At 72.0% G+C, this 25,998-nt stretch carries 19 protein-coding genes and 1 riboswitch; of the genes, 16 read left to right on the top strand and 3 right to left on the bottom strand.

The window, feature by feature from the left end; genetic code table 11:
- The first annotated feature begins 11 nt into the window (after positions 1–11).
- The 4 genes from IEY30_RS15670 to IEY30_RS15655 all read left to right on the top strand — a co-directional run bounded on the left by IEY30_RS15670 (position 12) and on the right by IEY30_RS15655 (position 5,539).
- A complete protein-coding gene (locus IEY30_RS15670; RefSeq protein ID WP_030200036.1) occupies positions 12–1,487 on the top strand; it encodes a DUF4192 domain-containing protein in 1,476 nt (491 codons plus the stop codon).
- A gap of 121 nt (positions 1,488–1,608) precedes the next feature.
- A riboswitch (SAM riboswitch) is annotated at positions 1,609–1,723 on the top strand.
- A gap of 15 nt (positions 1,724–1,738) precedes the next feature.
- Entirely contained in the window at positions 1,739–3,013 is a 1,275-nt protein-coding gene (metX, locus tag IEY30_RS15665) for a homoserine O-acetyltransferase MetX (RefSeq protein WP_030200034.1), read from the top strand.
- Positions 3,014–3,180: 167 nt separating this feature from the next.
- Positions 3,181–3,579 carry a universal stress protein gene (locus tag IEY30_RS15660; RefSeq protein WP_030200032.1) on the top strand — a complete coding sequence of 133 codons (399 nt, stop codon included), beginning with the start codon at positions 3,181–3,183 and terminating at the stop codon, positions 3,577–3,579.
- 349 nt (positions 3,580–3,928) lie between these two features.
- Positions 3,929–5,539 carry an RNA polymerase sigma factor gene (locus IEY30_RS15655; protein WP_052358692.1) on the top strand — a complete coding sequence of 537 codons (1,611 nt, stop codon included), beginning with the start codon at positions 3,929–3,931 and terminating at the stop codon, positions 5,537–5,539.
- A gap of 126 nt (positions 5,540–5,665) precedes the next feature.
- Here the strand turns inward: IEY30_RS15655 and IEY30_RS15650 are convergent, their stop codons facing one another.
- Genes IEY30_RS15650 through IEY30_RS15640 form a run of 3 tightly spaced genes read right to left on the bottom strand, consistent with a single transcriptional unit; the run spans position 5,666 to position 10,253 of the window.
- Positions 5,666–7,975 carry a transglutaminase TgpA family protein gene (locus IEY30_RS15650; protein WP_030200028.1) on the bottom strand — a complete coding sequence of 770 codons (2,310 nt, stop codon included), beginning with the start codon at positions 7,973–7,975 and terminating at the stop codon, positions 5,666–5,668.
- On the bottom strand, positions 7,972–9,216 hold the full coding sequence (locus IEY30_RS15645) for a DUF58 domain-containing protein (RefSeq protein WP_030200026.1): 1,245 nt from the start codon (positions 9,214–9,216) through the stop codon (positions 7,972–7,974). Before IEY30_RS15645 ends, IEY30_RS15650 begins: the two co-directional genes overlap by 4 nt.
- Positions 9,217–9,230: 14 nt before the next feature.
- Positions 9,231–10,253 (bottom strand): AAA family ATPase, encoded by a 1,023-nt coding sequence (locus IEY30_RS15640; RefSeq protein WP_030200024.1) that lies wholly within the window; start codon positions 10,251–10,253, stop codon positions 9,231–9,233.
- A 464-nt stretch (positions 10,254–10,717) separates the two neighbouring features.
- Between IEY30_RS15640 and mraZ the strand changes: the two genes are divergently transcribed.
- The 12 genes from mraZ (at position 10,718) to IEY30_RS15580 (ending at position 25,767) form a co-directional block, all read left to right on the top strand.
- A complete protein-coding gene (gene mraZ / locus IEY30_RS15635) occupies positions 10,718–11,149 on the top strand; it encodes a division/cell wall cluster transcriptional repressor MraZ (RefSeq protein ID WP_030200022.1) in 432 nt (143 codons plus the stop codon).
- 376 nt (positions 11,150–11,525) lie between these two features.
- A complete protein-coding gene (gene rsmH, locus IEY30_RS15630; RefSeq protein WP_052358650.1) occupies positions 11,526–12,548 on the top strand; it encodes a 16S rRNA (cytosine(1402)-N(4))-methyltransferase RsmH in 1,023 nt (340 codons plus the stop codon).
- Positions 12,545–13,195, top strand: a complete 651-nt coding sequence (gene ftsL / locus IEY30_RS15625; protein WP_052358648.1) for a cell division protein FtsL — start codon at positions 12,545–12,547, stop codon at positions 13,193–13,195. The genes rsmH and ftsL overlap by 4 nt, the downstream gene beginning before the upstream one ends.
- A 4-nt stretch (positions 13,196–13,199) precedes the next feature.
- Positions 13,200–15,410: a peptidoglycan D,D-transpeptidase FtsI family protein gene (locus IEY30_RS15620; RefSeq protein ID WP_052358646.1), complete on the top strand. Its 2,211-nt coding sequence runs from the start codon at positions 13,200–13,202 to the stop codon at positions 15,408–15,410.
- A gap of 11 nt (positions 15,411–15,421) precedes the next feature.
- Positions 15,422–17,071, top strand: coding sequence for a UDP-N-acetylmuramoyl-L-alanyl-D-glutamate--2,6-diaminopimelate ligase (locus tag IEY30_RS15615; protein ID WP_081920549.1), 1,650 nt, complete (start codon positions 15,422–15,424; stop codon positions 17,069–17,071).
- Positions 17,068–18,489 (top strand): UDP-N-acetylmuramoyl-tripeptide--D-alanyl-D-alanine ligase, encoded by a 1,422-nt coding sequence (locus IEY30_RS15610; RefSeq protein WP_030200011.1) that lies wholly within the window; start codon positions 17,068–17,070, stop codon positions 18,487–18,489. The genes IEY30_RS15615 and IEY30_RS15610 overlap by 4 nt, the downstream gene beginning before the upstream one ends.
- Positions 18,486–19,571 carry a phospho-N-acetylmuramoyl-pentapeptide-transferase gene (gene mraY / locus IEY30_RS15605; protein WP_030200009.1) on the top strand — a complete coding sequence of 362 codons (1,086 nt, stop codon included), beginning with the start codon at positions 18,486–18,488 and terminating at the stop codon, positions 19,569–19,571. Before IEY30_RS15610 ends, mraY begins: the two co-directional genes overlap by 4 nt.
- A complete protein-coding gene (gene murD, locus IEY30_RS15600) occupies positions 19,568–21,058 on the top strand; it encodes a UDP-N-acetylmuramoyl-L-alanine--D-glutamate ligase (protein WP_030200007.1) in 1,491 nt (496 codons plus the stop codon). The genes mraY and murD overlap by 4 nt, the downstream gene beginning before the upstream one ends.
- A complete protein-coding gene (gene ftsW / locus IEY30_RS15595) occupies positions 21,055–22,404 on the top strand; it encodes a putative lipid II flippase FtsW (protein WP_229675032.1) in 1,350 nt (449 codons plus the stop codon). Before murD ends, ftsW begins: the two co-directional genes overlap by 4 nt.
- Positions 22,401–23,522 (top strand): undecaprenyldiphospho-muramoylpentapeptide beta-N-acetylglucosaminyltransferase, encoded by a 1,122-nt coding sequence (gene murG / locus IEY30_RS15590; protein WP_030200003.1) that lies wholly within the window; start codon positions 22,401–22,403, stop codon positions 23,520–23,522. The genes ftsW and murG overlap by 4 nt, the downstream gene beginning before the upstream one ends.
- Positions 23,519–24,994, top strand: a complete 1,476-nt coding sequence (gene murC, locus IEY30_RS15585) for a UDP-N-acetylmuramate--L-alanine ligase (protein ID WP_030200001.1) — start codon at positions 23,519–23,521, stop codon at positions 24,992–24,994. Before murG ends, murC begins: the two co-directional genes overlap by 4 nt.
- Positions 24,994–25,767, top strand: a complete 774-nt coding sequence (locus IEY30_RS15580; RefSeq protein WP_030200000.1) for a cell division protein FtsQ/DivIB — start codon at positions 24,994–24,996, stop codon at positions 25,765–25,767. The genes murC and IEY30_RS15580 overlap by 1 nt, the downstream gene beginning before the upstream one ends.
- The last annotated feature ends 231 nt before the right edge of the window (positions 25,768–25,998 follow it).

The following is a 25,998-nucleotide window of genomic DNA, read 5'->3' as shown; positions in this document are numbered from 1 at the left end:
AGGCTCGGCGCATGCCGAAGATCTCACTGTCCGGGCCGGCCGAGCTGCTGACCATCATCCCCTTCCACCTGGGCTTCCAGCCGGTGCGCAGCGTCGTCGTGGTCTGCTTCCACGGCAAGCGCCTCGGGCTGATGGCGCGACTCGACGTCGTCGATGCCGGCCTGGCGGCCGAGGCCGCCGCCCAGACGTTGCCGACGCTGCTCCAGGGCGAGCCGTCGTCCGTCGCGCTCGTGGGCTTCGAGGACATCCCCGACGAGTCCCTGCCGCTGCTCGAGGCCCTCGCCTCCGGCGTCGAGGCGGAGCGTGTCGTGGTCCGCGAGCGTCTCGTCCTGCGCGGCGGTCGCTGGCACTCCGTCGGCTGCGACTGCTGCCCCGACGAGGGATGGCTCCTGCCGGAGACGTCCGACGTGCCGGCGGTGGCGAGCTACGTCGCGCTCGGCCACGCGGTGCTGCCGGACCGCGACGAGCTCGCCCGCCTGGTCGAGCCGCTACCGGCGACGGACCTGCGGCACGAGCTGACGCGCACGGCCATCGAGGACTGGCAGCGCCGCTACTGCGCCGCCGGCGGCTCTCTGAGCGACCTGCAACAGCCCGCGCAGCGGCGCCGGTCCGCGAGACGGGCGTGGCCGGCCGCCGAGGGGGTCGGGCTCCTCGACGGCGGAGAGCTCACCGCCCGCCAGTTCCTCGTCAACGACTTCCTCGTCGCGTGGGGAGGGGCGCTGCGCGGTGACATCGAGGGCTACGGCCTCGAGCACTGGCTGCCGTCCCTCGTGGGACCGCTGCGCGACGTCGAGCTCCGGGACGCCCTCATCGGGTGGCTCTGCCCGGGCACGGTGCCCCTGGAGAACGTCCCCGCCGACCTCGTCGTGATGCTCGACGTCCTGCTCGGGCCGGAGCTGCGTCTCGTCCCCGCGGGCGGCGACGCGGGCCGTGACGGTGACCGCGGTCTGGGCTGTGAGGGGGAGCCTGAGGGGGAGTGGGACGAGGAGCTCGCCGGTGGGCCCGACTGGGACGCCATCGGCACGGGCGATGACGTCATCTCGAGACTGGCGGCGTCGGACGTCGAGGCGCTGCGGGCCCTCCACGCCTTGCTCGACCTCGAGTCGTCCACGGCCACTCCCGGCGGGGCACCGGCCGGCTCCAGCCTGACCGACCCGACCGATCTGACCGACCTGCCCGGCGATGTGACCGACGACATGACCGACGACATGACCGACGAGGTGACGGGCGACAGCTGGGAGGACTGGGACGAGGCGACCCTGCCGCGCCTGCTGCTCGGACGTCTCGAGCACGTGTGCCGGCTCACCCCTGCAGCGCACGCGGCGCCGCTGCTGTCCGTCGTCGCGTCGCTCGCGTGGTGGTGCGGTGACGGCGCCCGGGCCGGGGTGGCCGTCGACCAGGCGCTCGACCTCGAGCCGGACCACCGGCTCAGCCTCCTCGTGCGTCAGTCGCTCGACCACGGCATCCGGCCGTCCCGCTGCGCCTGAGCGCCGGACCGTGGCCGTGCCGGGCCATCCGGGCCGGTACAGGCCCGGCACGGGGACGCGCGCGTCCATGTCGTGGAACGGCGGATCTCGTGCCGGGGCGCCCTCGCGTATGGTTGGGGCAGGTCACGAGTACCAGCGACAAGCCCCGGCTCGCTGGTCGGCAACCCTCCTTCGCGGTGGGGTGCCCCGGGTGAGGACCTGGCCGCACCCGTCCCGGTTGCGTGCAAGCGCGAGGACCGAGGAGTACCCCGATGACCGTCACCCACCGGAAGCAGAGCACGCGCCGTCCCGCGCGGCACGCGACCGTTGGCAGCGCCTCGACCGACGGCCCCACGGTGCCCGGTCAGGCGACGCGCGATCGTGAGCACGACGCGGTCGACTCGGCTCCGACGTCCCGACCGTCGGCTCCCGACGGTGCCTGGCGGATCGGGGACCCGGTTGGCCGGAGGCAGTTCGCCCATGTCGGCGACGTCGAGCTCGAGCGCGGCGGCGTGCTACCTGACGTCCGCATCGCCTACGAGACCTGGGGCCGGCTCAACGAGGCCGGCGACAACGTCGTCCTCGTCGAGCACGCCCTGACCGGCGACAGCCACGTCGTCGGAGAGGCCGGACCCGGACACGCCTCACCCGGCTGGTGGAACTCCCTCATCGGTGCCGGCGGTCCCGTCGACCCCGACGAGTGGTTCGTCATCGCGTCCAACGTCCTCGGCGGCTGCCAGGGCAGCACCGGGCCGGCGAGCCCGGCGCCGGACGGGCAGCCCTGGGGGAGCCGCTTCCCCTACGTCACGGTCCGCGACCAGGTCGCCGCCGAGCGGCTGCTGCTCGACCACCTCGGCATCCGCCGGGTCGCTGCGGTGGTGGGCGGGTCCATGGGTGGCATGCGAGCCATCGAGTGGGCCGTCACGCACCCGGACGACGTCGACCGCTGCATCGTCCTCGCCTCGACGCCCCGGGCCACGGCCGACCAGATCGCCTGGTGCCAGCCCCAGCTGCTGGCCATCCGGCACGACCCGGACTTCGCGGGCGGTGACTACTACTCGACCGGCCGCCGCCCCGACACCGGACTCGGTCTCGCCCGGCGCATCGCCCACATCACCTACCGCACCGAGAGCGAGCTCGACGAGCGCTTCGGCCGCTCGCACCAGCTCGGCGAGGACCCACTGCAGGCGGGGGAGCGCGGCCGGTTCGCCGTCGAGTCCTACCTCGACCACCACGCCGGCAAGCTGGCCCGCCGGTTCGACGCCAACTCCTACCTCGTGCTGACCGAGGCGATGAACTCCCACGACGTGGGTCGCGACCGCGGCGGCGTGCAGGCGGCGCTCGGACGCGTCAGTGCCGACTGCACCATCGTCTCGGTGGACACCGACCGTCTCTACCCGCCGCGTCTGTCCGATGACATGCATGACGCGCTTCCCGTCTCGCGTCGGGCGCACATCGTCTCCGACTTCGGCCACGACGGCTTCCTCATCGAGGAGGACCAGGTGGGGCGCATCATCCGCGACGCGCTCGACCGGCGTCGCGACTGAACCCTGCTGCGCGACGGGCCGGTTCGCCTCTCGGACGCCGGCCGGCAGACCGGCCGACAGGATGTGACGAAGGCGTGTCGGCAGTGCGCGCGGGGGACGCGCCCGGTGACTCGATATCGGGTACGGTGCGAGCACTGGTTGTTTCCGTCCCAAGGAGGTCCGGGAAAGTGGCCATCGTCGTTGGTTATGTCGCCACCAAGGAAGGTCGTGCGGCGCTCAAGAGAGCTGCCGAGGAATGCGTCCTGCGCGGTGCGAAGCTCGTCGTCATCAGCTCCCACCGAGGGGGCAAGGACTTTGACGCGGACGAGGCCAGGCAGTTCGAGACCGAGCTGTCCCGCGTGCAGGCCGTTCTCGAGGAGAAGGGTCTGGAGCACGAGGTGCGTCAGCTCGTCCGGGGCAACGACCCCGCCGAGGACCTCATCTCGGTCGCCGAGGAGGAGAACGCCGACTTCATCGTCATCGGTCTCCGTCGTCGCAGCCCGGTGGGCAAGCTCATCCTCGGGTCCAACGCGCAGCGCATCCTGCTCGACGCGAGCTGTCCCGTGCTCGCGGTCAAGGGCGACTGACGCCTCACGGCCAGCTCGACCGGCACCTCACGACGGGTCTCGCAGGGCCCCTCGACGTGCTCGCGCCATGCGCGTGTTCCGCGTGCGTTCGCTCCGGAGGCGTGTGCCGTTTTATAATGTCGGAGTACGGGATCGCACAAGGCGCACCGAGAGCTCGAAACAGGGATCGACTCCAACTGGCCAAGCCTTTCCGGCACCAACCCCCATTCTCGTTCGTTGTGATGATGCATGCCCGGAACCGGGTCGATCATGACGAGACCTGCGACGAAAGGCGACTGCATCCGTGCCCAAGGCAACAACCGCTGGAGCTCCCAAAACCCTGCCCAAGGTGTTCCAGCACGAGGCGATCATGCAGCTCCTGGTCAAGGGCAGCAGTAGTGGCACCATCACGGGAACGGAGATCGCTCGAGCCCAGGTCGACGCCGGACTCGACCTGAAGCAGATGAAGCCGGTCCTCGTGACCCTCGAGGCCCACGACATCGAGATCGTCGTCGACGCTCCGCACGTCACCACGACGAAGAAGACCCGAACAGGGACCAAGGGAGGCAATGTGGCCACCGCACGCACGAGCACCGCCGCCGCGACGAAGTCCGCGACGCGCACCACGACCGCGACGACCAAGACCGCCGCCAAGAGGGCGACGACCAAGACGGCCGCGACCACCGAGGACGAGGCCGCCACGACCGCCGCGCCGCGCACCGCCAAGAAGGCTGCGACCAACGCCGGCGTCGCCAAGGCAGCGGCCAAGCCGGTGGCCGCGAAGAAGACGGCTGCCCGCAAGACCGCGGCCAAGAAGGCCACGACCTCGGCCGACGGCGTCACCGCCGGCGGTGACGAGGGCGACGAGGCCGAGCCCGACGACGCCCCCGTCGGTGAGCTCGAGGACGTCGTCGTCGAGCCCGTCGAGGGTGTCGAGGACGCCGACGAGGACGCCGAGGACGGCGCCGCCCCGGCCGCTGCCGCCAAGACCGAGGAGACCGAGGAGTCCGGCTTCGTCATCCGTGACGACGACGAGGACGACGCCCCCGCCCAGCAGGTCGTCACCGCGGGTGCCACGGCCGACCCGGTCAAGGACTACCTCAAGCAGATCGGCAAGGTCGCCCTCCTCAACGCCGAGCAGGAGGTCGAGCTCGCCAAGCGCATCGAGGCTGGCCTGTTCGCCGAGGAGAAGCTCAACTCCGGCGACAAGATCGACATGAAGCTCAAGCGCGAGCTGTGGTGGATCGCCCAGGACGGCAAGAAGGCCAAGAACCACCTGCTCGAGGCCAACCTGCGACTCGTCGTGTCGCTGGCCAAGCGCTACACCGGTCGCGGCATGCTCTTCCTCGACCTCATCCAGGAGGGCAACCTCGGCCTCATCCGTGCGGTCGAGAAGTTCGACTACACCAAGGGCTACAAGTTCTCGACCTACGCGACGTGGTGGATCCGTCAGGCCATCACCCGCGCCATGGCCGACCAGGCGCGCACCATCCGCATCCCGGTCCACATGGTCGAGGTCATCAACAAGCTCGCCCGCGTGCAGCGCCAGATGCTCCAGGACCTGGGCCGCGAGCCCACCCCGGAGGAGCTCGCCAAGGAGCTCGACATGACGCCCGAGAAGGTCGTCGAGGTCCAGAAGTACGGCCGTGAGCCGATCTCTCTGCACACCCCGCTCGGCGAGGACGGCGACAGCGAGTTCGGTGACCTCATCGAGGACTCCGAGGCCGTCGTCCCGGCCGACGCCGTGAGCTTCACGCTCCTGCAGGAGCAGCTGCACTCGGTCCTCGACACGCTCTCCGAGCGCGAGGCGGGCGTCGTGTCGATGCGTTTCGGCCTGACCGACGGCCAGCCGAAGACGCTCGACGAGATCGGCAAGGTCTACGGCGTGACGCGTGAGCGCATCCGCCAGATCGAGTCCAAGACGATGAGCAAGCTGCGTCACCCGAGCCGGAGCCAGGTCCTGCGCGACTACCTCGACTGAGAGAGGTCGCGCACCGGACAGGTGCGTACAGGTCCGGACACGACGAAGGAGCCCACGACAGACCGTCGTGGGCTCCTTCGCGTCTGCCGTGCGACGCCGCCATGTGCCGTATGCCGTGAGCCGCGGTCAGCGGCGCCGGGCCAGCAGGCGTTCGGGCAGGGACCGCCAGAACGACACGCCGACCGCCGGCCAGAAGAACGACCTGGCCCTGGCCTGCCACGCCCGGGTGCGGCCCACCTGGCGCCGGATCGAGCGGATGTCGTCGTGCAACCGGACCGCCTCCTGCGGCGTCGTCCGCTCGGGGCGGTCGTAGCGGGACTTCTCCAGCGTCGCCGTGACGCGTCGCATCGCGGTGGCGTTCTCCTCGTCGAGGTGTCCGTCGGTGACGTAGCGCTCGCGCAGCTGTCGCAGCGTGACCCCCTCGGGAGCGTCGATGCCGAGGTCGCCGAGGTGCGAGGTGAGGTCGTCCCACTCGGCCTCGATGAGCTGTTGCTGGGTGACGGCGGCTCGTCGCCGTCGCAGCCGGAGCAGCCACGCCGTGATGGGCATGGCGAAGGCTGCGAGCAGTCCCACGAGCACGGCGACGAGGATCAGGAGGTTGCGCACGGTGAACGCGGCGCCGATGGTGTCGAGCAGGCCCCGCTGCTGCTGGACCGGGGCGGCCGTGGCCTGGGTGCTCGTGGTGGGCACGGTGTTCGAGGCGCTGCGCGAGGCCGACTCGCTGACCTCGCGGCCGCCGCCCGTCGCGCCCGAGTCCGAACCGACCACGGCATACGGGGGCGGGGTCCCGGCGCGGGCGCCCGGCGTCGGCTCGAAGCGCAGCCAGCCGTAGCCCTGGAAGTACAGCTCGGGCCACGCGTGGGCGTCGCTGGCCCGGACGACGTAGTGCTCGTCGGACAGCTGGCCAGGCAGGAAGCCGATGGCCATGCGCGCGGGGATGCCCTGGGCCCGGGCCATCATGATCATCGCCGTCGCGAACTGGACGCAGTAGCCGCGCCGGGTCTGGTAGAAGCTCTGGATCGGCTCGAGCGGACGGCCCTCGCTGTCGCGGAGCTGCTCGCCGAGGTCGAGCGAGTAGGTGTAGCGGCTCGTGTCGCGCAGGTGGTTCTGGATCGCGATGGCCTTGTCGAGCGCGTTGTCCTTGCCGCGGGTCACCTCGTCGGACCAGCGCTGCACGAGGTCGCGCGAGCGCTCGGGGACGTTGAGGTCGTCCTCGGTGATGTCGGGGGAGTCCGGCGAGCCCGCCTCGCGCAGCTGGGGTGGTGTGGGGGCGAGGTCGGCGTAGGTGACGCGGTAGCTGCTGACCGCCCGGCCCACCCGCACGTCGCGGGTGACCGGGTCGATGGTCCACGGCGTGCCCTCCATGGCCACGGCCACGACCGGGTAGGGGGCGGCGATCCGCGGTGCCGCGAGGGTGTTGTCCGAGACGGTGATGACGTAGTCGCGTCGCTTGTCCTGCGGCGGCAGGGGTGTCGGGCTCTCGGGGCGCGCACCGGTCGCGCCGACGACGCTCCACTCGCCGCGGGAGTAGTACGACGTGGCGAGCACGCGCAGCGGGGCCCGGGTGAACGCGGTCGTCGTGTAGGTCAGGACGGGTGACTGGTCCTGGTTGTTGAGGCTGCGGGACAGGTCGAGGGTGTCGTTGAAGCCGACGGAACCCTCGCCGCCACCGTCGCCGCTGCGCCCGAGGCCCTCGGTGAGGTAGCGGGGCGGGAAGTGCGGCACGACCGCCGGGACGAGCAGCGCGATGACGACCCCGGCGGCGCCGAGCTTGAGCGCGCCGGCAGTGAAGGAGCGCAGGGCGTCCCGGTCGTGGGCCGCCTCGTCGATCTCGCTGTGCCCCGCGGCGCTGGCCGTGCCCCAGCGGCCGAACTGCGCGCGTGCCGTCGTGTGCAGCATGACGAGCCACAGGCCCACGGGGACGAGGAAGAAGCGCAGGGCGAGCGCGGCCTCGCCGTTGGCGGCCGTGATGAGGTAGGCCGTGAGCAGCGGGAGCCCTGCGGCCGCGGGACTGCGCCACGTCGCCGCCATCGCGTCGACCGCGATCGCGACGAGGGCGACGGCGACGACGAGGCAGAAGGTGATGCCGTCGTTGAGCGGTGCGGGCGCGGAGTAGCGGTTGATCGTCTCGAGGGCCTGCAGCGCGAGGGAGTTGGCAGCCTCGAGGGTCGCGGGCGTGGGCACGAGCAGCACGAACGTCTCCCCGGTCCAACGGGCGAGGATGACGTAGCCGGTGACGAGCACCTGCGCGAGCACGACGAGCACCCGTGACCGGGTCAGTCCCCGGCCGACGAGGCCGAGCCCGGCCACGAGCGCGATGACGAAGACAGCCTGCGGCACCCACGTCGTCTCGACGAAGAGGCTGGTGATGGGGTAGACCGCGCCGAGCGTCGCGAGTGCGGCGAGCACGGTGATCCTCCAGCGACGACGGGTCATCGGCTGCCTCCCACGGTCGCGGCCGTCAGCACGGCCCAGGCGTGCGCGACGTCCTCGTCGCGCTGGACGGCGACGGCTCGCCAGCCGGCGAGTCGCAGCGCGTCGACGTGCGGCTCGGCCTCCTCGGCATCGGTGGTGCCGAAGCTGCGCGCGTCGAGGACGAGAGCGAGCCCGGTGGTGCCGGGCTGGCGCAGGCTCGCCACGCGCGAGGTGACGTCCCGGCCGGACGGGCCGACGATGGCCACGAGGAAGCCGCCCGCAGAGGCGAGGGCCTGCCCGGCGCGGAGGATCTCGTCCTCACCGGTGTCGTCCCGTGTCGTGGCCACGGCCAGCACGTCGAGGATCTCGTCGGGCGTCATCGTCTCGGCGGCCCGCGACGTCTCGACCGTCTCGGCGCAGACGAGGTGGACGGCATACCCCGAGTCGCACAGGTGGACCGCCACGGAGGCCGCGGCCGTCACCGCCCACTCGAACGAGCTGCTCGCTCCAGTGCCACCGTGGGCGGAGGGGCGCGGGTCGATGATGACGACGGCGCGACGCTGGGCCGGTCGGTCCTCCTGGCGCACCATGAGGTCACCCGTGCGGGCCGTCGCCGGCCAGTGGATGCGACGCAGGTCGTCGCCGTCGCGGTACTCGCGGATGGTGACGTCGTCCTCGCCGTGCAGGGAGATGAGCTGTGCCTGCTCGCCCTCCGAGCCGACTCCGGCGCTCGGCTGACGGTTGGAGGAGAGCGGGTGCACGGCGGGGAGCACGATGAGGTCCGCCGTCCCCTCGAGCACCGCGTTGCGGTTGGCGAGGCCGAAGGGGTCCTGCACCTGCACGCCGAGGGGGCCGAGGTGGTGGCGTCCGCGCAGGTGGGAGCGGACGGCATAGTCGATGGCGCGTACCCGTCCGGACGGGATGCGGCCGACGACGAAGCGCGGCCGGTCACCGAGGACGTAGTCGAGGCGCTCCTCCGCGAGGAAGATCGGGGTCGTGGCGCTCGAGACGTTCTCGAAGGAGAGGGTGACGTGGGCGTCCTGGCCGACGCTGATCCGTTCCGGGTGGGTGTGCCGCTCGATGCGCATGCGCGTCTTGCGCGTGCGCACGAGCACCGCCGAGATGATGGGCAGTGCGACGAGGAGCACCCCGAAGCGCGTGAGGTCACGGAAGCCGAAGATGACGCCGGCGAGCACGAGGACGGCGCCGGAGCCCATGAAGGCCCGGCCCCGCGTCGTCAGCACGCTCCACAGCGAGCGCATGTTCGCGTCCCCGCTCAGCGGGCTGTGGGCGGCACCGGCACCTGGCGGAGCAGGTCGGTGACCACCTCGGCGGTCGTGCGGCGCGCGAGCTGGGTCTCGCTCGAGGGCATGAGCCGGTGCGCGAGCACGGGACCGGCCAGGACCTGGACGTCGTCGGGGATCACGTGGTCGCGCCCCTCGAGCGCGGCGTACGCCCGCGAGGCACGCAGCAGGTGCAGGGCCGCGCGGGGGGACGCGCCGAGCCGCAGCGCCGTCGTGGACCGAGAGCGGGTGACGAGGTCGACGATGTACTGGCGCACCGCCGGGCTCGCGTGGACGTGGCTGACGGACTGCACGACGCGGTTGATCGTCTCGGCGTCGGTCACCGGGGTCAGCGCGTCGAGCGGCGAGGTCGAGCCGTGGGTCTCGAGCAGGTCGAGCTCCGCGCGGGGGGAGGGGTAGCCCATCGAGATGCGGGCCATGAACCGGTCGCGCTGGGCCTCGGGGAGGGGGTAGGTGCCCTCCATCTCGATGGGGTTCTGGGTGGCCATGACGATGAAGGGGGCCTGCAGCGTGTAGGTCGTGCCGTCGACGGTGACCTGGCGCTCCTCCATCGACTCGAGCAGCGCCGACTGGGTCTTGGGGGAGGCGCGGTTGATCTCGTCGCCGACGACGACGTTGGCGAAGATGGCGCCCGGCCGGAACTCGAAGCGGCGCGCGTCCTGGTTGAAGATGCTGACGCCCGTCACGTCGCTCGGCAGCAGGTCCGGCGTGAACTGGATGCGGCGCACCGTGGCGTCGATCGAACGGGCCAGCGTCTTGGCGAGCATCGTCTTGCCGACGCCGGGAACGTCCTCGATGAGCAGGTGCCCACCGGCGAAGAGCACGGTCACGGTGGTGCGGACGACGTCGGCCTTGCCCTCGATGACGCTCGTCATCGCACCGATGAGGCGGTCGGCCACGTCGTGGATCAGGCCGAGGTCGGCCCCGTCACCGCTGGCGCCCGCGGGCGAGCCGGCCGATGCCGTGGTCTCGAGCCCCGTGTCCGTCGTCGTCACACTGTCCTCCGCTTGTCGTCCCCATGTCGTGGCGCAGAGCCGTTCGTGGCGGGCTGGCCACCCGTCAGGTGATCTTCTCCCATGGACCCACGTCACCGGTAGGGCCGACCCGGTCGTGACCGGATGGAGACCTGCAGGGGACTGGGGGAACAGGGCCGACGACCCTGTCTCCACTTTCCTCCACCTCCAACGTCCGGGGGAGGCGTTCGGTTCGTTCCCGGGCGTATGCCGTGTGGCTCGTGCGCGTGCCACGGGGGAGCGGGCGGCGGGGCTGCGTCGCCTGCGTCACGCGTGGCGCTCGCAGCACTCCACTTCGCTCCACCGCATCTGACCTGCGCAAACGTGCAACTCGCCGGACCAAATTGGGTAAAACGTCGTTGACGGTGGAGGAGAGTGGAGTATCGTGGAGCATCAAGGTAGTGAATGGGTGCGCCTGAGGGTCGACAAAGGGGAGGTGGCGGTCCATGTTTCTCGGGACGCACTCACCCCGGCTCGACGAGAAGGGCCGACTGTTCCTGCCCGCGAAGTACCGCGAGCGGATGGCCGGTGGCCTCGTCGTCACCCGCGGCCAGGAGCGCAGCCTGTTCATCTACCCGATGGACGAGTTCGTCCGGGTCGCCGACCAGATGCGCCAGGCCCCGACGACGAGCAAGGTCGCTCGCGACTACATGCGCGTCTTCCTCTCCGGTGCCTCCGACGAGATCCCGGACAAGCAGGGGCGCTTCACCATCCCGGCCAACCTGCGCCAGTACGCCGGCCTCGACCGCGAGGTCACGGTCATCGGTGCCGGCTCCCGCCTCGAGGTCTGGGACAGCGCGGTCTGGAACGCCTACCTCGAGCAGACCGAGCAGAGCTTCGCCGACACGGCGGAGGAGGTGATCCCCGGGCTCTTCTGAGCCCCGGACCGCCGCCCCCGACCAGCCACCCACCGCACCCGACCACCTCCGACCGACACCCCGACCGACTGCACCTGAGTGCCGGCCTCCAGCCGCTCCGCTCCCGGGACGACTTCCCCCGTCCCGGGCGAGGTAGCGGATGGGGACCAGCCCCCAGGTGGACACGAGCAGCACGACCACCTCCCCATCCGGCAGCGATCAGCACCCTCCACCTGATCGTCGCCAGCACCGGCCGACCGGCCACCCCAACCCCGCACCGAGAGCAGGGCTCTACCCGCGTCTCGGTCACACCAGCCACACCAGCCACACAGCCCCCGTGCACCACAGGCGCACGACCGACCGGGCATCCGCAGCACCACCGTGAGAGGGACGCACCATGAGCGATCGAGGACCGGCGCAGGGACGCCACGTCCCCGTCATGCGCGACCGGATCCTCCACCTGCTCGCGCCCGCCCTGGAGCGTCCCGGCGCCCTGCACGTCGACGGCACGCTCGGCATGGGCGGCCACGCCGAGGGCGTGCTCGAGCGCTTCCCGGAGTGCACCGTCGTCGGCATCGACCGCGACCGTGAGGCCCTGGCGCTCGCGGGGGAGCGCCTCGCACGCTTCGGCGACCGGTTCCGGCCGGTGCACGCCGTCTACGACGACATCAAGCAGGTCGTCGCCGACCTCGACGTGCCTGCCGTCGACGGCATCCTCTTCGACCTCGGTGTCAGCTCGCTCCAGCTCGACGAGGCCGACCGCGGCTTCGCCTACCGCGTCGACGCACCGCTCGACATGCGCATGGACCAGTCGAGCGGGATCACCGCGGCGGACGTCCTCAACACCTACTCGGTCGAGGACCTCACCCGCATCCTGCGCGACTACGGCGAGGAGCGCTTCGCCCGCAAGATCGCCAAGGCGGTCGTCCACGACCGCGAGATCGAGCCCTACACCTCCTCGGGCCGCCTCGTCGAGATGCTGCGGCGCGTCATCCCGGCGGCCTCGCAGCGCCAGAGCGGGCACCCGGCCAAGCGGACCTTCCAGGCCCTGCGCATCGAGGTCAACGACGAGCTCGAGGTCTGGCGCCGTGCCATCGACGAGGCGATCGACGTCCTCGCCGTCGGCGGCCGGATCGCGGTGCTGTCCTACCACTCGCTCGAGGACCGCGCGACGAAGCGCGCGTTCGCAGCGGGTGCCACCTCCAGCACCCCGCCGGGTCTGCCCGTCGAGCTCCCCGAGCACGCGGCATACCTCTCCCTCGTCACGCGCGGCGCCGAGGCGCCGTCGGACGAGGAGGTCACCACCAACCCCCGGGCCGCGTCGGCCCGACTCCGCGTCGCGGAACGCATCCGCGACACCTCCACGAGCACCTCAGCCGGCACCACGGACAGCAGGACCAGGAAGGGAACCACCCGATGAGCCAGATGACCGCCACGGCCCGGCCGCTCCGCGCGCCGCGGCGCGGGCCAGCCCCGACTCCGCTCCGGGTCATCCCGAGCAGCATCACGCGCACGGGCAACGGCGCCTTCGCCACGACGTGCATCGCGCTGCTCATCGCCGGCCTCATCGCCCTGCTGCTGCTCAACACCGCCCTGGCCCAGGGCTCGCTCGCCCTCGGTGACCTTCAGCGCGAGTCCGCCCGCCTCAGCGACACCGCCGGCAACCTCCAGGAGGAGATCGACCGGGCGTCCGCGACCGGCGCGCTCGCGCGCAGCGCCGCCGAGCTCGGGATGGTGCGGATGAACACCCGTGGCTACGTAGACCTGGCGAAGGGCACCGTCACGGGCGAGCCCGAGGCGGCGACGAAGAACAACGCCTTCCCGATCGTCACGAGCCCGACGCCGCCGGCCGTGACCGCCTCGGTGAAGAAGATCCTGTCCTCCGCCACCAAGGTCGGAGCCAACGCGTCGGCGGCGTCGGCCGCCACGCCGACGACGCCGGGTGCCGGGGCGCAGGCCACCGCAGCACCCACACTGGGCACGACGCCGGGTGCGGCGACGGGCCGGCCCACGGGCGGTGCCACGTCGGACCCGAGCGGGCAGGCCCAGCAGACGACGGTGAGGTGATCCCGTGACGCAGACCCGAGGGACCGATCCACGAAGGACCGGTCGGGGCGCTGCGCCTGCACGAGCGACCCAGCCACGGTCTGCCCAGGGGCGCACGACCCAGGCACGCACCGGCCAGGGGCGCACGACCCAGGGCCGCGCCGCCCAGCCCGGCCAGGTCCGTCAGGGCGCTGGCGGCCGTCCCACCAACCCCAAGGCGGGCACCGCGGCGCGAGCGACGTCGGCCGGCCGGGGTGCTGCGCCGACCCGGAGCGGAGCGCCCGGGGCCCGTCGGCCGGCACCTGCCAGGTCGGCGCCCGCTGCCCGGGGCCGCGGGCCGGCGCCGAAGCGCGGGGCCGCGTCGGGTCCGGGTGGACCTCGGGGCCCTCGTCGACCACGCCGCCAGCTGCGGATCTCGCGCGCGAACCCGCGCCGCCGTGCGCGGGTCATCTTCGTCGCGATCCTCTTCGTCTTCACGATCTTCGCCGGCCAGCTGCTACGCATCCAGGCGTTCGACGCGTCGGCGACGCAGGAGGCGGCGCTGTTCAAGCGCTCGGTCCAGACCATCACGCCGGCCATGCGCGGCCAGATCCTCGACACCAACGGCCAGGTCCTCGCCGACTCCGTCGAGCGCTTCACCATCGCCGCGGACCCGACGATCATCCCCGAGTACGTCGTCCGGATCGACGGCGTGCGCACCAAGGTCGGTGTGACCCGCGCCGCCGCGGACCTCGCGCCGCTGCTCCAGATGACGCCGACCGCCCTGACCAAGCTCTTCACCCGCTCGGGGACGCGCTACGTCGTGATCAAGAAGGAGGTCAACCCGGCGATCTACCGCGAGATCCGGGCCCTCGGCATCCCCGGCATCACCGGTGAGCGCACGGCGCAGCGGATCTACCCGACCTCCATGGCCCTCGGTCAGCTCGTCGGCTTCGTCCGCCCCGACGACCAGAGCGGCGCCGGCGGAATCGAGCAGATGCTCGACACCGCGCTGCGGGGCACCCCCGGGCGCAGCGTCGCCGAGCGGGCCCGCGACGGCTACATCATCCCCGGCTCCCAGCGCGTCGACACCCCCGTCGTCAACGGGCGCGACGTCAAGCTGACGATCGACGCCGACCTGCAGTGGTACGCCCAGAACGCCCTCGCCAAGCAGGTCACCGCCGTCGGCGCCGAGTCCGGCACCGCCGTCGTGCTGGAGGTCGCCACCGGCAAGGTCAGGGCCGCCGCGAGCTACCCGACGTTCGACCCCAACGACCTCGCGGACGCCAAGTCCGCGGCCCTGGGCAACTACGCCTTCAACGACGCGTTCGAGCCCGGCTCCACCGGCAAGCTCATGACGATGGCCGCTGCGCTCGAGCAGGGCGTCATCACCCCCGACACCGGCGTCATCGTCCCGCCGCGGCTGCCGCGGGCCGGTACGAACTTCAAGGACAACGAGCCCCACGGCGTCGAGAACATGACCGCGACCGGCGTGCTCGCCAAGTCCTCCAACATGGGCACCATGCTCATCGGCGAGCGCGTCTCGCCGGCGATCATGGAGGCGTACTACCGCAAGTTCGGGATCGGCTCCAAGACTCCCGTCGGCTTCCCCGGCGAGTCGGCCGGCCTGCTCGCCGGCGCCAAGGACTGGGTCTCGACCCGCCGCTACACCATCCTCTTCGGCCAGGGCTACGCCGTGACGGCCATCCAGCAGGCCGGTGTCTTCCAGGCCATCGCCAACAAGGGCGTACGCGTGCCGCCGTCCCTCGTCGAGGGCACGGTCAACGACAGCGGCACCTTCATCCCGTCGCCCGCGACGACGCCCTCGCGCGTCGTCACCGAGGACACCGCGGTCAAGCTGTCGCGGATGATGGAGGAGGTCACGGGCGAGAACGGCACGGCGAGCGCGGCCCGCATCAAGGGCTACCGCGTCGCCGGCAAGACGGGCACCGCCGACCGCTACGACGACAAGCTCAAGCGCTACAACGGCTTCACGGCCTCCTTCATCGGCTTCGCGCCGGCCGAGGCGCCCAAGTACGTCGTCGCCGTCTTCATCCAGAAGCCGAGCGCCGGCATGTTCGGTGGCGCTCTCGCCGGCCCGGTCTTCAACCAGGTGATGTCCTACCTCCTCGAGCGCACCGCCGCTCCGCCCAGCCCGAAGTCGAACCTGGACTACCACGTCTGGGCCGACAAGCCGCTGTCGTCCGACGACCCTGCGGTCATCAGCAATGCGCGGGCCAAGCGGGATGGCCTGTAAGTTGGGATGACGTGTCACCTTCCCCTCTCCGACCCGCCAGCTCGGGCGTGCTCCTTCGCGACCTGACCGCCCGGATCGGGACCGGCTCCCGCCTGCGCGACGCCCGGCCCGACGGTGCATACGGTGCCGACGGTGCCGACGTGGTCGTCACCGGTGTGACGCTCGACAGCCGTGCCGTCCTCCCCGGTGACCTGTATGCCGCCCTGCCCGGCTTCAACGTGCACGGCGTCCGCTTCGCCGGCGACGCCGTGGCCGCCGGCGCCGTGACGGTCCTCACGGACGAGGCCGGCCTCGCCGAGCTGTCGACGACCGTGGCGTCGGACGTGCCCGTCGTGGTGGCCGACGACCCCCGTGCGGTCCTCGGCGCCATCGCCGCCGAGGTCTACGGGCACCCGTCCGAGGAGCTGACGATGGTCGGCATCACGGGCACCAACGGCAAGACGACGACCGCCTACCTCGTCGAGTCGGCGCTGCGCGCCCACGGGCAGCGCACCGGCCTCATCGGCACGGTCGAGACGCGGATCGGCGACGAGCGCATCGAGTCGGTGCGCACGACCCCCGAGGCGACCGACCTGCACGCGCTGCTCGGCCTCATGCGCGAGCGACACCTCGACGCCTGCGTCATGGAGGTCTCGAGCCACGCCCTCGAGCTGCGCCGGGTCGACGGCGTCGTCTACGACGTGGCGCTCTTCACCAACCTCTCCCAGGACCACCTGGACTTCCATCCCACGATGGAGGACTACTTCGCCGCCAAGGCGTCCCTCTTCACGCCGGAGCGCTCCCGCGCCGCGGTCGTGTGCGTCGACGACGCCTGGGGCCGGCGCCTGGCTGGCCAGGCCACCGTGCCGACGACCACCCTGGCGACGAAGTCCGAGGGTGGCAGCGAGACCGACTGGGTCGCCGAGCAGGCCGGCGAGGGGGACGCACCGGGTGCGTTCTCGCTGCGCGAGCCGGCGACCGGTCGCGTGCTGCGACTCGTCTCGCATTTGCCCGGCGACTTCAACGTCGCCAACACCGCCCTCGCCGCCCTCGGGCTGCTGCAGATCGGCCTGTCACCGGCGGAGGTCGAGGCGGCGATGTCCGTGGCCCCGGACGTGCCGGGACGCATGGAGGTCGTCGCGCCGGGTGGACCGGAGGGTCCGCGGTGCGTGGTCGACTTCGCGCACACCCCCGATGCCGTGGACGCAGCCCTCGCAGCGCTCCGCGGCTCGACCCCGGGGCGGCTCATCGCCGTCCTGGGCGCCGGCGGGGACCGCGACCGGGGCAAGCGTCCCGCCATGGGCGCGGCGGCCGCGCGTCGGGCCGACGTCGTCGTCGTCACCGACGACAACCCCCGCTCCGAGGACCCGGGCGAGATCCGGGCAGCGGTGATCGCCGGGGCGCGCGAGGCGGTCCGGGACACGGGACAGGACGGGGGCCTCGACGGGGCGGCGGGGGCGACCGAGATCATCGACGGTGGAGCGCGTTCGAGCGCCATCGCCGAGGCCATCGCGCTCGCGGTGGTCGATGCGGGGGAGGACCGCCCTGTCGACACCGTCGTGGTGCTCGGCAAGGGACACGAGAAGGGTCAGGAGATCCACGGAGTGAAGCACCCGTTCGACGACCGCGACGCCGTGCGCGCCGCCCTCGCAGCCGTCACCTCGTCGGGGGTGACGTCGTGATCTCCTTGTCGCTCAGCGAGATCCGTGACCTCACCGGCGGTGAGGTGCACGGCACCCAGAGCCCCGAGACCGTCGTCATCGACGGCACCGTCACCACCGACTCGCGCGAGTGCGGGCCGGGCAGCCTCTACGTCGCACGTGTCGGCGAGACCGCCGACGGTCACGACTTCGTCGCAGCCGCCGTCGAGGCCGGGGCGGTGGCGGCACTGACCTCCCGTCCCGTCGACGGGGTGCCGTGCGTCGTCGTCGACGACGTCCAGACCGCCTTCGGGCGGGTGGCGCGCGGCGTCGTCGACCGGGCGCCCGAGCTGCGCATCGTCGGCGTCACCGGCTCGTCCGGCAAGACGAGCGTCAAGGACCTCCTCGCCGCCGTCCTGTCGTCGGTCGCCGAGACCGTCGCGCCGGTCAACTCGCTCAACGGCGAGATCGGCGTGCCGCTCACCGTCTGCCGGGTCACCCCCACCACGCGCTTCCTTGTCGCCGAGATGGGCGCCCGGGGCATCGGCCACATCGACTACCTGACGCGCATCGCGCCTCCCCAGGTCGCGATCGTGCTCAACGTCGGCACCGCCCACATCGGCGAGTTCGGCTCGCGCGAGAACATCGCCCGCGCCAAGTCCGAGCTGCCCCGCGCCGTGCCGGCGGAGGGCCTGTCGATCCTCAACGCCGACGACGACCTCGTCGCGGCCATGGCCGCCGGTCTCGCCTCCCGCGTCCAGCTCGTGGGGCTCGCCCCGCAGGCGGACGTGCGCGCGGAGGACGTCCACCTCGACGAGCGCGGGAGGGCGGCATACACCCTCGTCTGCCCGCAGGGCACCGCCCGGGTCACCTTGCAGCAGAGCGGTGCCCACCACGTCGGCAACTCGCTCGCCGTCGCTGCCGCGGCGCTCGAGCTCGGCCTCTCGCTCGACCAGGTCGTCGCCGGCCTCGTCGCCGCGGAGCCCGCGAGCCGCTGGCGCATGGAGATCACCGACCGCCCCGACGGGGTCGTCGTCGTCAACGACGCCTACAACGCCAACCCCCACTCCATGCGGGCCGCGCTCGACGCGGTCGCCGCCATGCACGTGGCGGGGGAGCGCTGGGCGGTCCTCGGCGGCATGCTCGAGCTCGGTCCCGACAGCGACGTCGAGCACGCGGGCGTGGGGTCGTATGCCGCGTCGCTCGGTTTCGACCACGTCGTGGCCGTCGGCGAGGGCGCCCGGCCGCTCGCCGACGCGTTCCCCGGCTCGGAGTGGGTGCCCGACACCGACGCCGCCCACGACCTGCTCGCCCCCCGTCTGCGCGCCGGCGACGTCGTCCTGCTCAAGTCGAGCCGCGACAGCGGACTGCGCTGGCTCGGCGAACGGCTCGCGGCCGAGGGTGGGGACGTCGCGGCGACACCGGTCGCACCGACGTCCCGAGAGGGGGCGCGGCCGTGAAGGGCGTCCTGCTCGCAGCGTCGGTCTCGCTGCTCATCTCGTTGTTCGGCACGCCGCTGTTCATCAAGTTCCTCGTCAAGCGCGGCTACGGCCAGTTCATCCGCGACGACGGCCCCACCTCGCACCACACGAAGCGCGGCACGCCGACGATGGGCGGCGCCGTCATCCTCGCCGCGACGCTCGGCGCCTACTTCCTGGCCCACCTGCTGACCCTCAACCCGCCGACCGCGAGCGGTCTGCTCGTGCTCTTCCTCATGGCGGGGCTCGGGTTCGTCGGCTTCCTCGACGACTTCATCAAGATCAGCAAGCAGCGCAGCCTCGGCCTCCGGTCCAAGCAGAAGCTGCTCGGGCAGGCCCTCGTCGGCGTCACGTTCGCAGGCCTCGCGCTCCAGTTCCCCAACGAGCAGTACCGCACGCCCGCGTCGCTGCTCGTGTCGTTCGTGCGCGACACCAACATCAGCCTGGCCCTCGGTGGCAGCACCGTCGTCGGGGTGATCCTCTTCGTCATCTTCGCCAACGTCATGATCGCGGGGGCGTCCAACGGCGTGAACCTCACCGACGGTCTCGACGGCCTCGCCACCGGTGTGTCCACGATGGTCTTCGGTGCGTACGTCCTCATCAGCATCTGGACCTACAACCAGAACTGCCAGACCAACCCGGGCATCAAGTGCTACGAGGTGCGCGACTCCCATGACCTCGCGCTCGTCGCCGCGGCCGGCATGGGGGCCTGCTTCGGCTTCCTCTGGTGGAACGCGACGCCCGCCAAGATCTTCATGGGTGACACCGGCTCGCTCGCCCTCGGTGGCGCCCTCGCCGGCCTCGCCATCACGACCCACACCGAGCTGCTGCTCGTCATCCTCGGGGGCATGTTCGTCCTCGAGACGCTCTCCGTCGTCGCGCAGGTCGCCTCGTTCAAGACCACCGGTAAACGGGTGCTGAGGATGGCACCGCTGCACCACCACTTCGAGATGGTCGGGTGGAACGAGGTGACGGTCGTGGTCCGCTTCTGGATCATCGCCGGGCTCTTCGCCGCCTTCGGCCTCGGCGTGTTCTACGCCGAGTGGGTGGTGGGGTCCCAGTGAGCTACGACCCGCTCTACGAGCCCCGTGAGGGACTGACCCACCGCGACGCCGACTGGTCGGGGGTCAACGTCCTCGTCGTCGGCCTGGGAGTGTCCGGCTTCGCGGCCGCCGACGCCCTCGCCGACCGCGGCGCGCACGTCGTCGCGGTCTCGCGCGACGAGACCGAGGCGATCCGGGAGCGCGCGACGATCCTCGAGATCCTCGACGTCGACGTCCGCCTCGGCCCCGAGCACATGGTGTCGCCGCCGCCCGGGACCGAGCTCGTCGTCACCTCCCCGGGTGTCCCGCCGCACGACCCGCTCATGCTCGCTGCGGCCACCGCCGGCATCCCGGTGTGGGGCGAGGTCGAGCTCGCCTGGCGCATGCGCGCCAAGGAGGGCGCCGCGCCGTGGCTCACCGTCACGGGCACCAACGGCAAGACGACGACCGTCAACATGCTCGCCTCGATCCTGCGTCACGCCGGGCTCCGCGCCACCTCTGCCGGCAACGTCGGCACCCCGCTGCTCGAGGCGGTGCTCCACCCGGAGCCCTACGACGTGCTCGCGGTCGAGCTGTCGAGCTTCCAGCTGCACTGGCAGCGCTCGGTCTCGGCCGTCGCGTCGGCGGTCCTCAACGTCGCGCCGGACCACATCGACTGGCACGGCAGCTACGCGGAGTACCTCCGGGCCAAGGGCAAGATCTACGAGAACACCCACCTCGCCTGCATCTACAACGTCGCGGACATCCAGACCGAGCAGCTCGTCATGGAGGCCAACGTCGTCGAGGGCTGCCGCGCCGTCGGGTTCACGACCGGCATCCCGGCCCCCTCGATGGTCGGGGTCGTCGAGGACGTCCTCGCCGACCGGGCCTTCGTCGAGCAGCGTCAGCGCTCCGCCGCCGAGCTCTGCACGATCGCCGACCTCCAGGGCGACGCTCCGTCCATCGCGCCGCACTACATCGCCAACGCCCTCGCCGCCGCGGCCCTGGCTCGCGCCTACGGAGTCGGGCCCATCGCGGTGCGCGACGGTCTGCGCGCCTTCCGTCCCGACCGGCACCGGATCGCCGAGATCGCGACGGTCAAGGGCGTCCGGTTCGTCAACGACTCCAAGGCCACCAACCCGCACGCGGCAGCGGCGGCCATCCGGTCCTTCGACTCGGTCGTGTGGATCGCCGGCGGCCTGCTCAAGGGCGCCGACGTCGACAGCCTCGTCGAGGAGATGGCCTCGCGGCTGCGCGGGGTCGTCCTCATCGGTGCGGACCGTGACCAGATCGCCCAGGCCCTTTCCCGACACGCGCCGGATGTCCCGGTCGTCGACCTGTCCGAGACCGACACTGGAGTCATGGACCGAGTCGTCAGGGAGGCCGCGCGCCTCGCCCAGCCGGGCGACGTCGTGCTGCTCGCGCCTGCTGCGGCGTCGATGGACATGTTCACCAACTACGGGGCCCGCGGCGACGCCTTCGAGGAGGCGGTCCGGCGCCACCTCGAGGCACACGGGGGTCTGGAGTGAGCACGACGACGGCCGACGACAAGGCGGGTGCCAAGTCCGGCGTCAAGACCAGCCCGAAGGCGCGCGCCAAGACGGCCACCAAGCCGGGCAAGGGCGGCGCGGCGGCTGACACCAGCGGTCCGCGGTCCTTGCCGGTCATCGGCAAGCTCGAGTCGCCGCTGACGACCTACTACCTCATCCTCGGCGCCACCTCGACGCTCGTCGTCTTCGGCCTGATCATGGTCTTCTCGGCCTCGAGCGTCGAGCAGCTGCTCGCGGACGAGGCCTCCTACACCGTCTTCCTGCGCCAGCTGCTCTTCGCGGTCATCGGTGCCGTCGCGGCCACGGTGGCCAGCCGGGTCCCGGTGGCGGCGTGGAAGCGCTATGCCTTCCCGACGATGCTCGTGTCCGTCGTCCTGCTCGCCGCGGTCATCCCGTTCGGCCGGAGCGTCAACGGCAACCGCAACTGGCTCGCGATCGGCCCGGTCCAGTTCCAGCCGGCCGAGTTCGCCAAGGTCGGGCTCGTGCTCGTCGGAGCGGTCATCTTCGCCAACAAGTCCTCGCGCATGACGAGCATGCTCCACGTCGTGCTGCCCTACCTCGTGCCCATCGCCACCGTCGTCATCGGCCTCATCCTCGCCGGCCACGACCTCGGCACGGCCATGGTCGTGCTCGTCATCGTCGCGGCGGTCCTGCTCGTGGCCGGCGCGCCCAAGCGCGTCTTCGCCATCGCGGGTGGCTTCGCGGCCGTCGGCGTCCTGCTCATGGTCACGGGCAGCAGCAACCGCACGAGCCGCATCTCCAACTGGCTCAGCCCTGCCTGCAACGCCGACCCCGACGGGTGGTGCGGGCAGTCGGTCCACGGTCTCTACGCGCTGGCCGACGGCGGCTGGTGGGGCGTCGGGCTGGGTGCGTCCAAGGAGAAGTGGGAGTGGCTCTCCGAGGCGCACAACGACTTCATCTTCGCCATCATCGGCGAGGAGCTCGGGCTCCCGGGCACCCTGATGATCCTGCTGCTCTTCGGCATCCTCGCGTGGGCCTGCTTCCGGCTCGTGAGCCGCACCCAGGACCGCTTCGTGCGCATCGCCGGCTTCGGCATCATGGCGTGGCTGCTCGGTCAGGCCATCATCAACATCGGCGCGGTCATCGGTCTCTTCCCCGTCATCGGCGTCCCGCTCCCGCTCGTGTCGGCCGGCGGCTCGTCACTCGTGACGACCCTGGTCGCCCTCGGCATCCTGCTGTCCTTCGCGCGCCACGAGCCGGGCTGCAAGGCCCTGCTCGACGCCCGTCCCAGCCTGGTCCGCCGATCCCTCGCGGTGCTACCGTCCCGCGTCCGTAACGTCCCGCAACGTCGTAGAAGCCGGTGATCCCGCTGTCCTCGCCCACCTCCGTCCTGCTCGCCGGGGGAGGGAGTGCCGGCCACGTGTCGCCGCTCCTCGCCCTCGCCGACGCCCTGCGCCGCCGTCACCCGGATGTGCGGGTGACGGCGCTCGGCACGCAGGAGGGCCTCGAGGCGCGCCTCGTGCCGGCGCGCGGCTACGACCTGAGGTTCGTTCCCAAGGTGCCCCTGCCCCGCCGTCCGAGCGCTGACCTGCTCCGCCTGCCCGGTCGCCTCAAGGCCGCGGTCGACGCCGCGGGCGCCGCCATCGACGAGACCGGCGCCGAGGTCGTCGTCGGCTTCGGCGGCTACGTCAGCACCCCGGCCTACCTCGCGGCACGCCGTCGCCGCGTGCCGATCGTCGTGCACGAGCAGAACGCCCGCCCGGGACTGGCCAACCGCCTCGGCGCGCGTTGGGCCAGCGCCGTGGCCACGACGTTCTCCAGCACGTCCCTGCCGCACGCCCAGAGGGTCGGCATGCCCCTGCGCCGCGAGGTCAGCACCCTCGACCGGGCGGCCGTCCGGTCCGAGGCGCTCGAGCACTTCGGGCTCGAGCCGCAGTGGCCCACGGTGCTCGTCACCGGCGGTTCGCTGGGCGCGCAGCGGCTCAACGACGCCTTCCGGGCCCGGGTCGCCCGGCTCTCCGAGAGCGGGGTGCAGGTGCTCCACGTGACGGGCCTCGGCAAGGAGTTCGTCCCGGAGTCCTCCTCGGGCGCGCCCTACGTCGTCGTCCCCTACGCGGACCGGATGGAGCTCGCGTATGCCGTCGCCGACCTCGTCGTCGCACGCTCGGGCGCCAACACCGTCTGCGAGCTGACCGCGGTCGGCCTGCCCGCGGTCTACGTGCCGTTGCCGGTGGGCAACGGCGAGCAGGTGCTCAACGCATCCGACGTCGTCGCCGCGGGTGGTGGCGTCCTCGTCGACGACGCCGCGTTCACGCCGGAGTGGATCGACACCGTCCTGCTCCCGCTCGCGACCGACCGGGACCGGCTGACCGCGATGGCGGCGGCCGCCAGGACGCTGGGCGAGCCCACGGCCGACGAGACGCTCGCCGACCTCGTCGACCGCGCTGCTCAGGACGCTGAACAAGGCAGGAACCGCTCGTGACCCAGACCCCGCACCCGCCGACCGTCGACGACCCGTTCGCCGCCGCCCGCTTCGACTTCAGGGCGCCGGTGCCCGACGTCGCCGACCTCGGTCGCGTGCACTTCCTCGCCATCGGCGGCGCCGGGATGTCGGGTGTCGCCCGCATCATGCTCGCCCGGGGGATCCGCGTCACCGGAAGCGACGCCAAGGACGTGCCGGTGCTCAAGGCCCTCGAGAGCGAGGGGGCCGGCGTCTGGGTCGGGTTCCACGAGGGGCACCAGGAGCGCGCCGACGCGATCGTCATGAGCTCCTCGATCCGTGACGACAACGTCGAGCTCGTCGCCGCCCGGGAACGGGGGGTCCCGGTCCTGCACCGGGCCCAGGGCCTCGCCGCGCTCATGCACGGCCGACGGCCCGTCGCCGTGGCCGGCGCCAACGGCAAGACGACGACGACCTCGATGCTGACGGTGGCCCTCCAGGGTTGCGGACTCGACCCGTCCTTCGCCGTCGGGGGCGAGCTGGCCAAGCACGGCACGAACGCCCACGACGGCTCCGACGACATCTTCGTCGTCGAGGCCGACGAGAGCGACGGGTCCTTCGTCGTCTACCGGCCCGAGGTCGCGATCGTCACCAACGTGCAGCCGGACCACCTCGACTTCTACTCGAACTTCACTGTTGTGCAGGCCGCCTACGACGCCTTCGTCGACACGATCAGGCCCGGCGGGCTGCTCGTCACCTGCGCGGACGACGCGGGGGCCGTGGCGCTGGCCGACCGGGCCCGGGCTGCCGGCACGCGGGTGCTCACCTACGGCTTCGACCCGGGATCCGACGTCGTGCTCGGCGACCACCGGCAGGACGGCGTCACCTCGTCGGTGACCCTGCGCGACGAGGGGGTCGAGCGCCGGATGACGCTCGGCGTGCCCGGCCGCCACAACGCCCTCAACGCCGCGGCTGCCTACGTCGCAGCCGTCCACGGACTCGGCCAGGCTCCCGAGCGGGTCCTGTCCGGGCTCGCGTCCTTCACCGGCACCCGCCGCCGGTTCGAGCCCAAGGGCGAGGCCGGGGGAGTCGTCGTCGTCGACGACTACGCCCACAACGCCGGCAAGGTCGCCGCGGTCGTCAGCACGGCCAAGGACCTCGTCGGCGACAGCGGCCGTCTCGTCGTCGTCTTCCAGCCGCACCTCTACAGCCGCACGCGTGACTTCGCCGCCGAGCTCGGTGCGGGTCTGTCGCCCGCGGACGTGGTGCTCGTCATGGACGTCTACGCGGCGCGCGAGGATCCCGTGCCCGGGGTGTCCGGCCGGCTCGTCGCCGACGCGGTGACGGCTGCCCGGCCCGAGGTCGAGGTCCACTACGTGCCCTCCTGGTCCGAGGTGGCTCCCACGGTGGCGGCGCTGGCGCGGCCCGGTGACCTGGTGCTCACCGTCGGCGCCGGCGACGTGACGATGATCGGCCCGGAGGTGCTGCGGGCCCTCGGAGGAGGGACGCCGTGATGCTCGAACGGGGCGGCACCCGACGCCGGGTAGCCGGCACCGGGCTCGCCTCGTCGCGGACCCGGTTCGAGCGCCGGGCGGCGGCGGCCCGCCGCCGTCCGCGCCTCGTCGCGGGCGTCCTCGTCGCGCTCCTGCTCGTCGCCGGCCTCGCCGCCTGGCTCGGGTGGTTCAGCACCGTCCTGACCGCCTCCCGGGTCGAGGTCCGCGGAGTCGCTCCCGCTGCGGCCGGACAGGTGCGTGCCGTCGCCCAGGTGCCGCTCGGTGGCCCCCTCATGCGCGTCGACACCGACGCCGTCACCGCCCGTCTGCTCGCCGGCCGGGCCTGGAGCAGCGTCTCGGTCAGCCGGAGCCTCCCCGACACCGTCGTCGTCACGGTGACCCCTCGCGTCGCCGTGCTCGCCGTGCGCAACCCTCGAGGTGAGGTCGACGTCGTGGACCGCGAGGGCTTCACCTTCCGCACCGTCGGCAGCGCGCCCGACGGTGTGCCGCTCGTCAGCTCCGGCGCGGCCCAGGTCACCAAGGCCGGCGTCGACGCGGCCCTCGCGGCCCTCGGGTCGCTGTCCCCGTCGCTTCGCGGAGACGTCTCGGGCGTCTCCGTGTCGACCGCCGACCAGGTGTCCTTCACGGTCAAGGCCAAGGGCGAGAAGCGCAAGACGGTCGTCTGGGGTGGCGCCGACAACGGCCGCCGCAAGGCCGAGCTCGTCGAGATCCTGCTGCCCCAGCCCGGCTCGACGATCGACGTCAGCGTCCCGTCGTCCCCGGTGACCCGCTGATCGGGACCGGCTCGGGTGTGGCTCCGGTACGGCCTCGGGCCCCGGCGCCGAGAGTCGTTGCGGGCGTGGGAGGCTGGTGCCGGTTGGTGCTGATGTGGCCCGTGGGGCACCGCTCCCGGAATTGGGGCAATCCCCGTAGCGACACGCCGCAGCGTGGGTTGAACGACCCTGTGCCTCGTCATACCGTCAGGGCACTGGTTCGTGACCAAACTGTAACCTTTATGTCTACGT

It is taken from the genome of Terrabacter tumescens, from assembly GCF_014646815.1.
GTDB classification, from domain to species: Bacteria; Actinomycetota; Actinomycetes; order Actinomycetales; family Dermatophilaceae; genus Terrabacter; species Terrabacter tumescens.
This window is presented reverse-complemented; position numbering and strand designations above follow the sequence as displayed.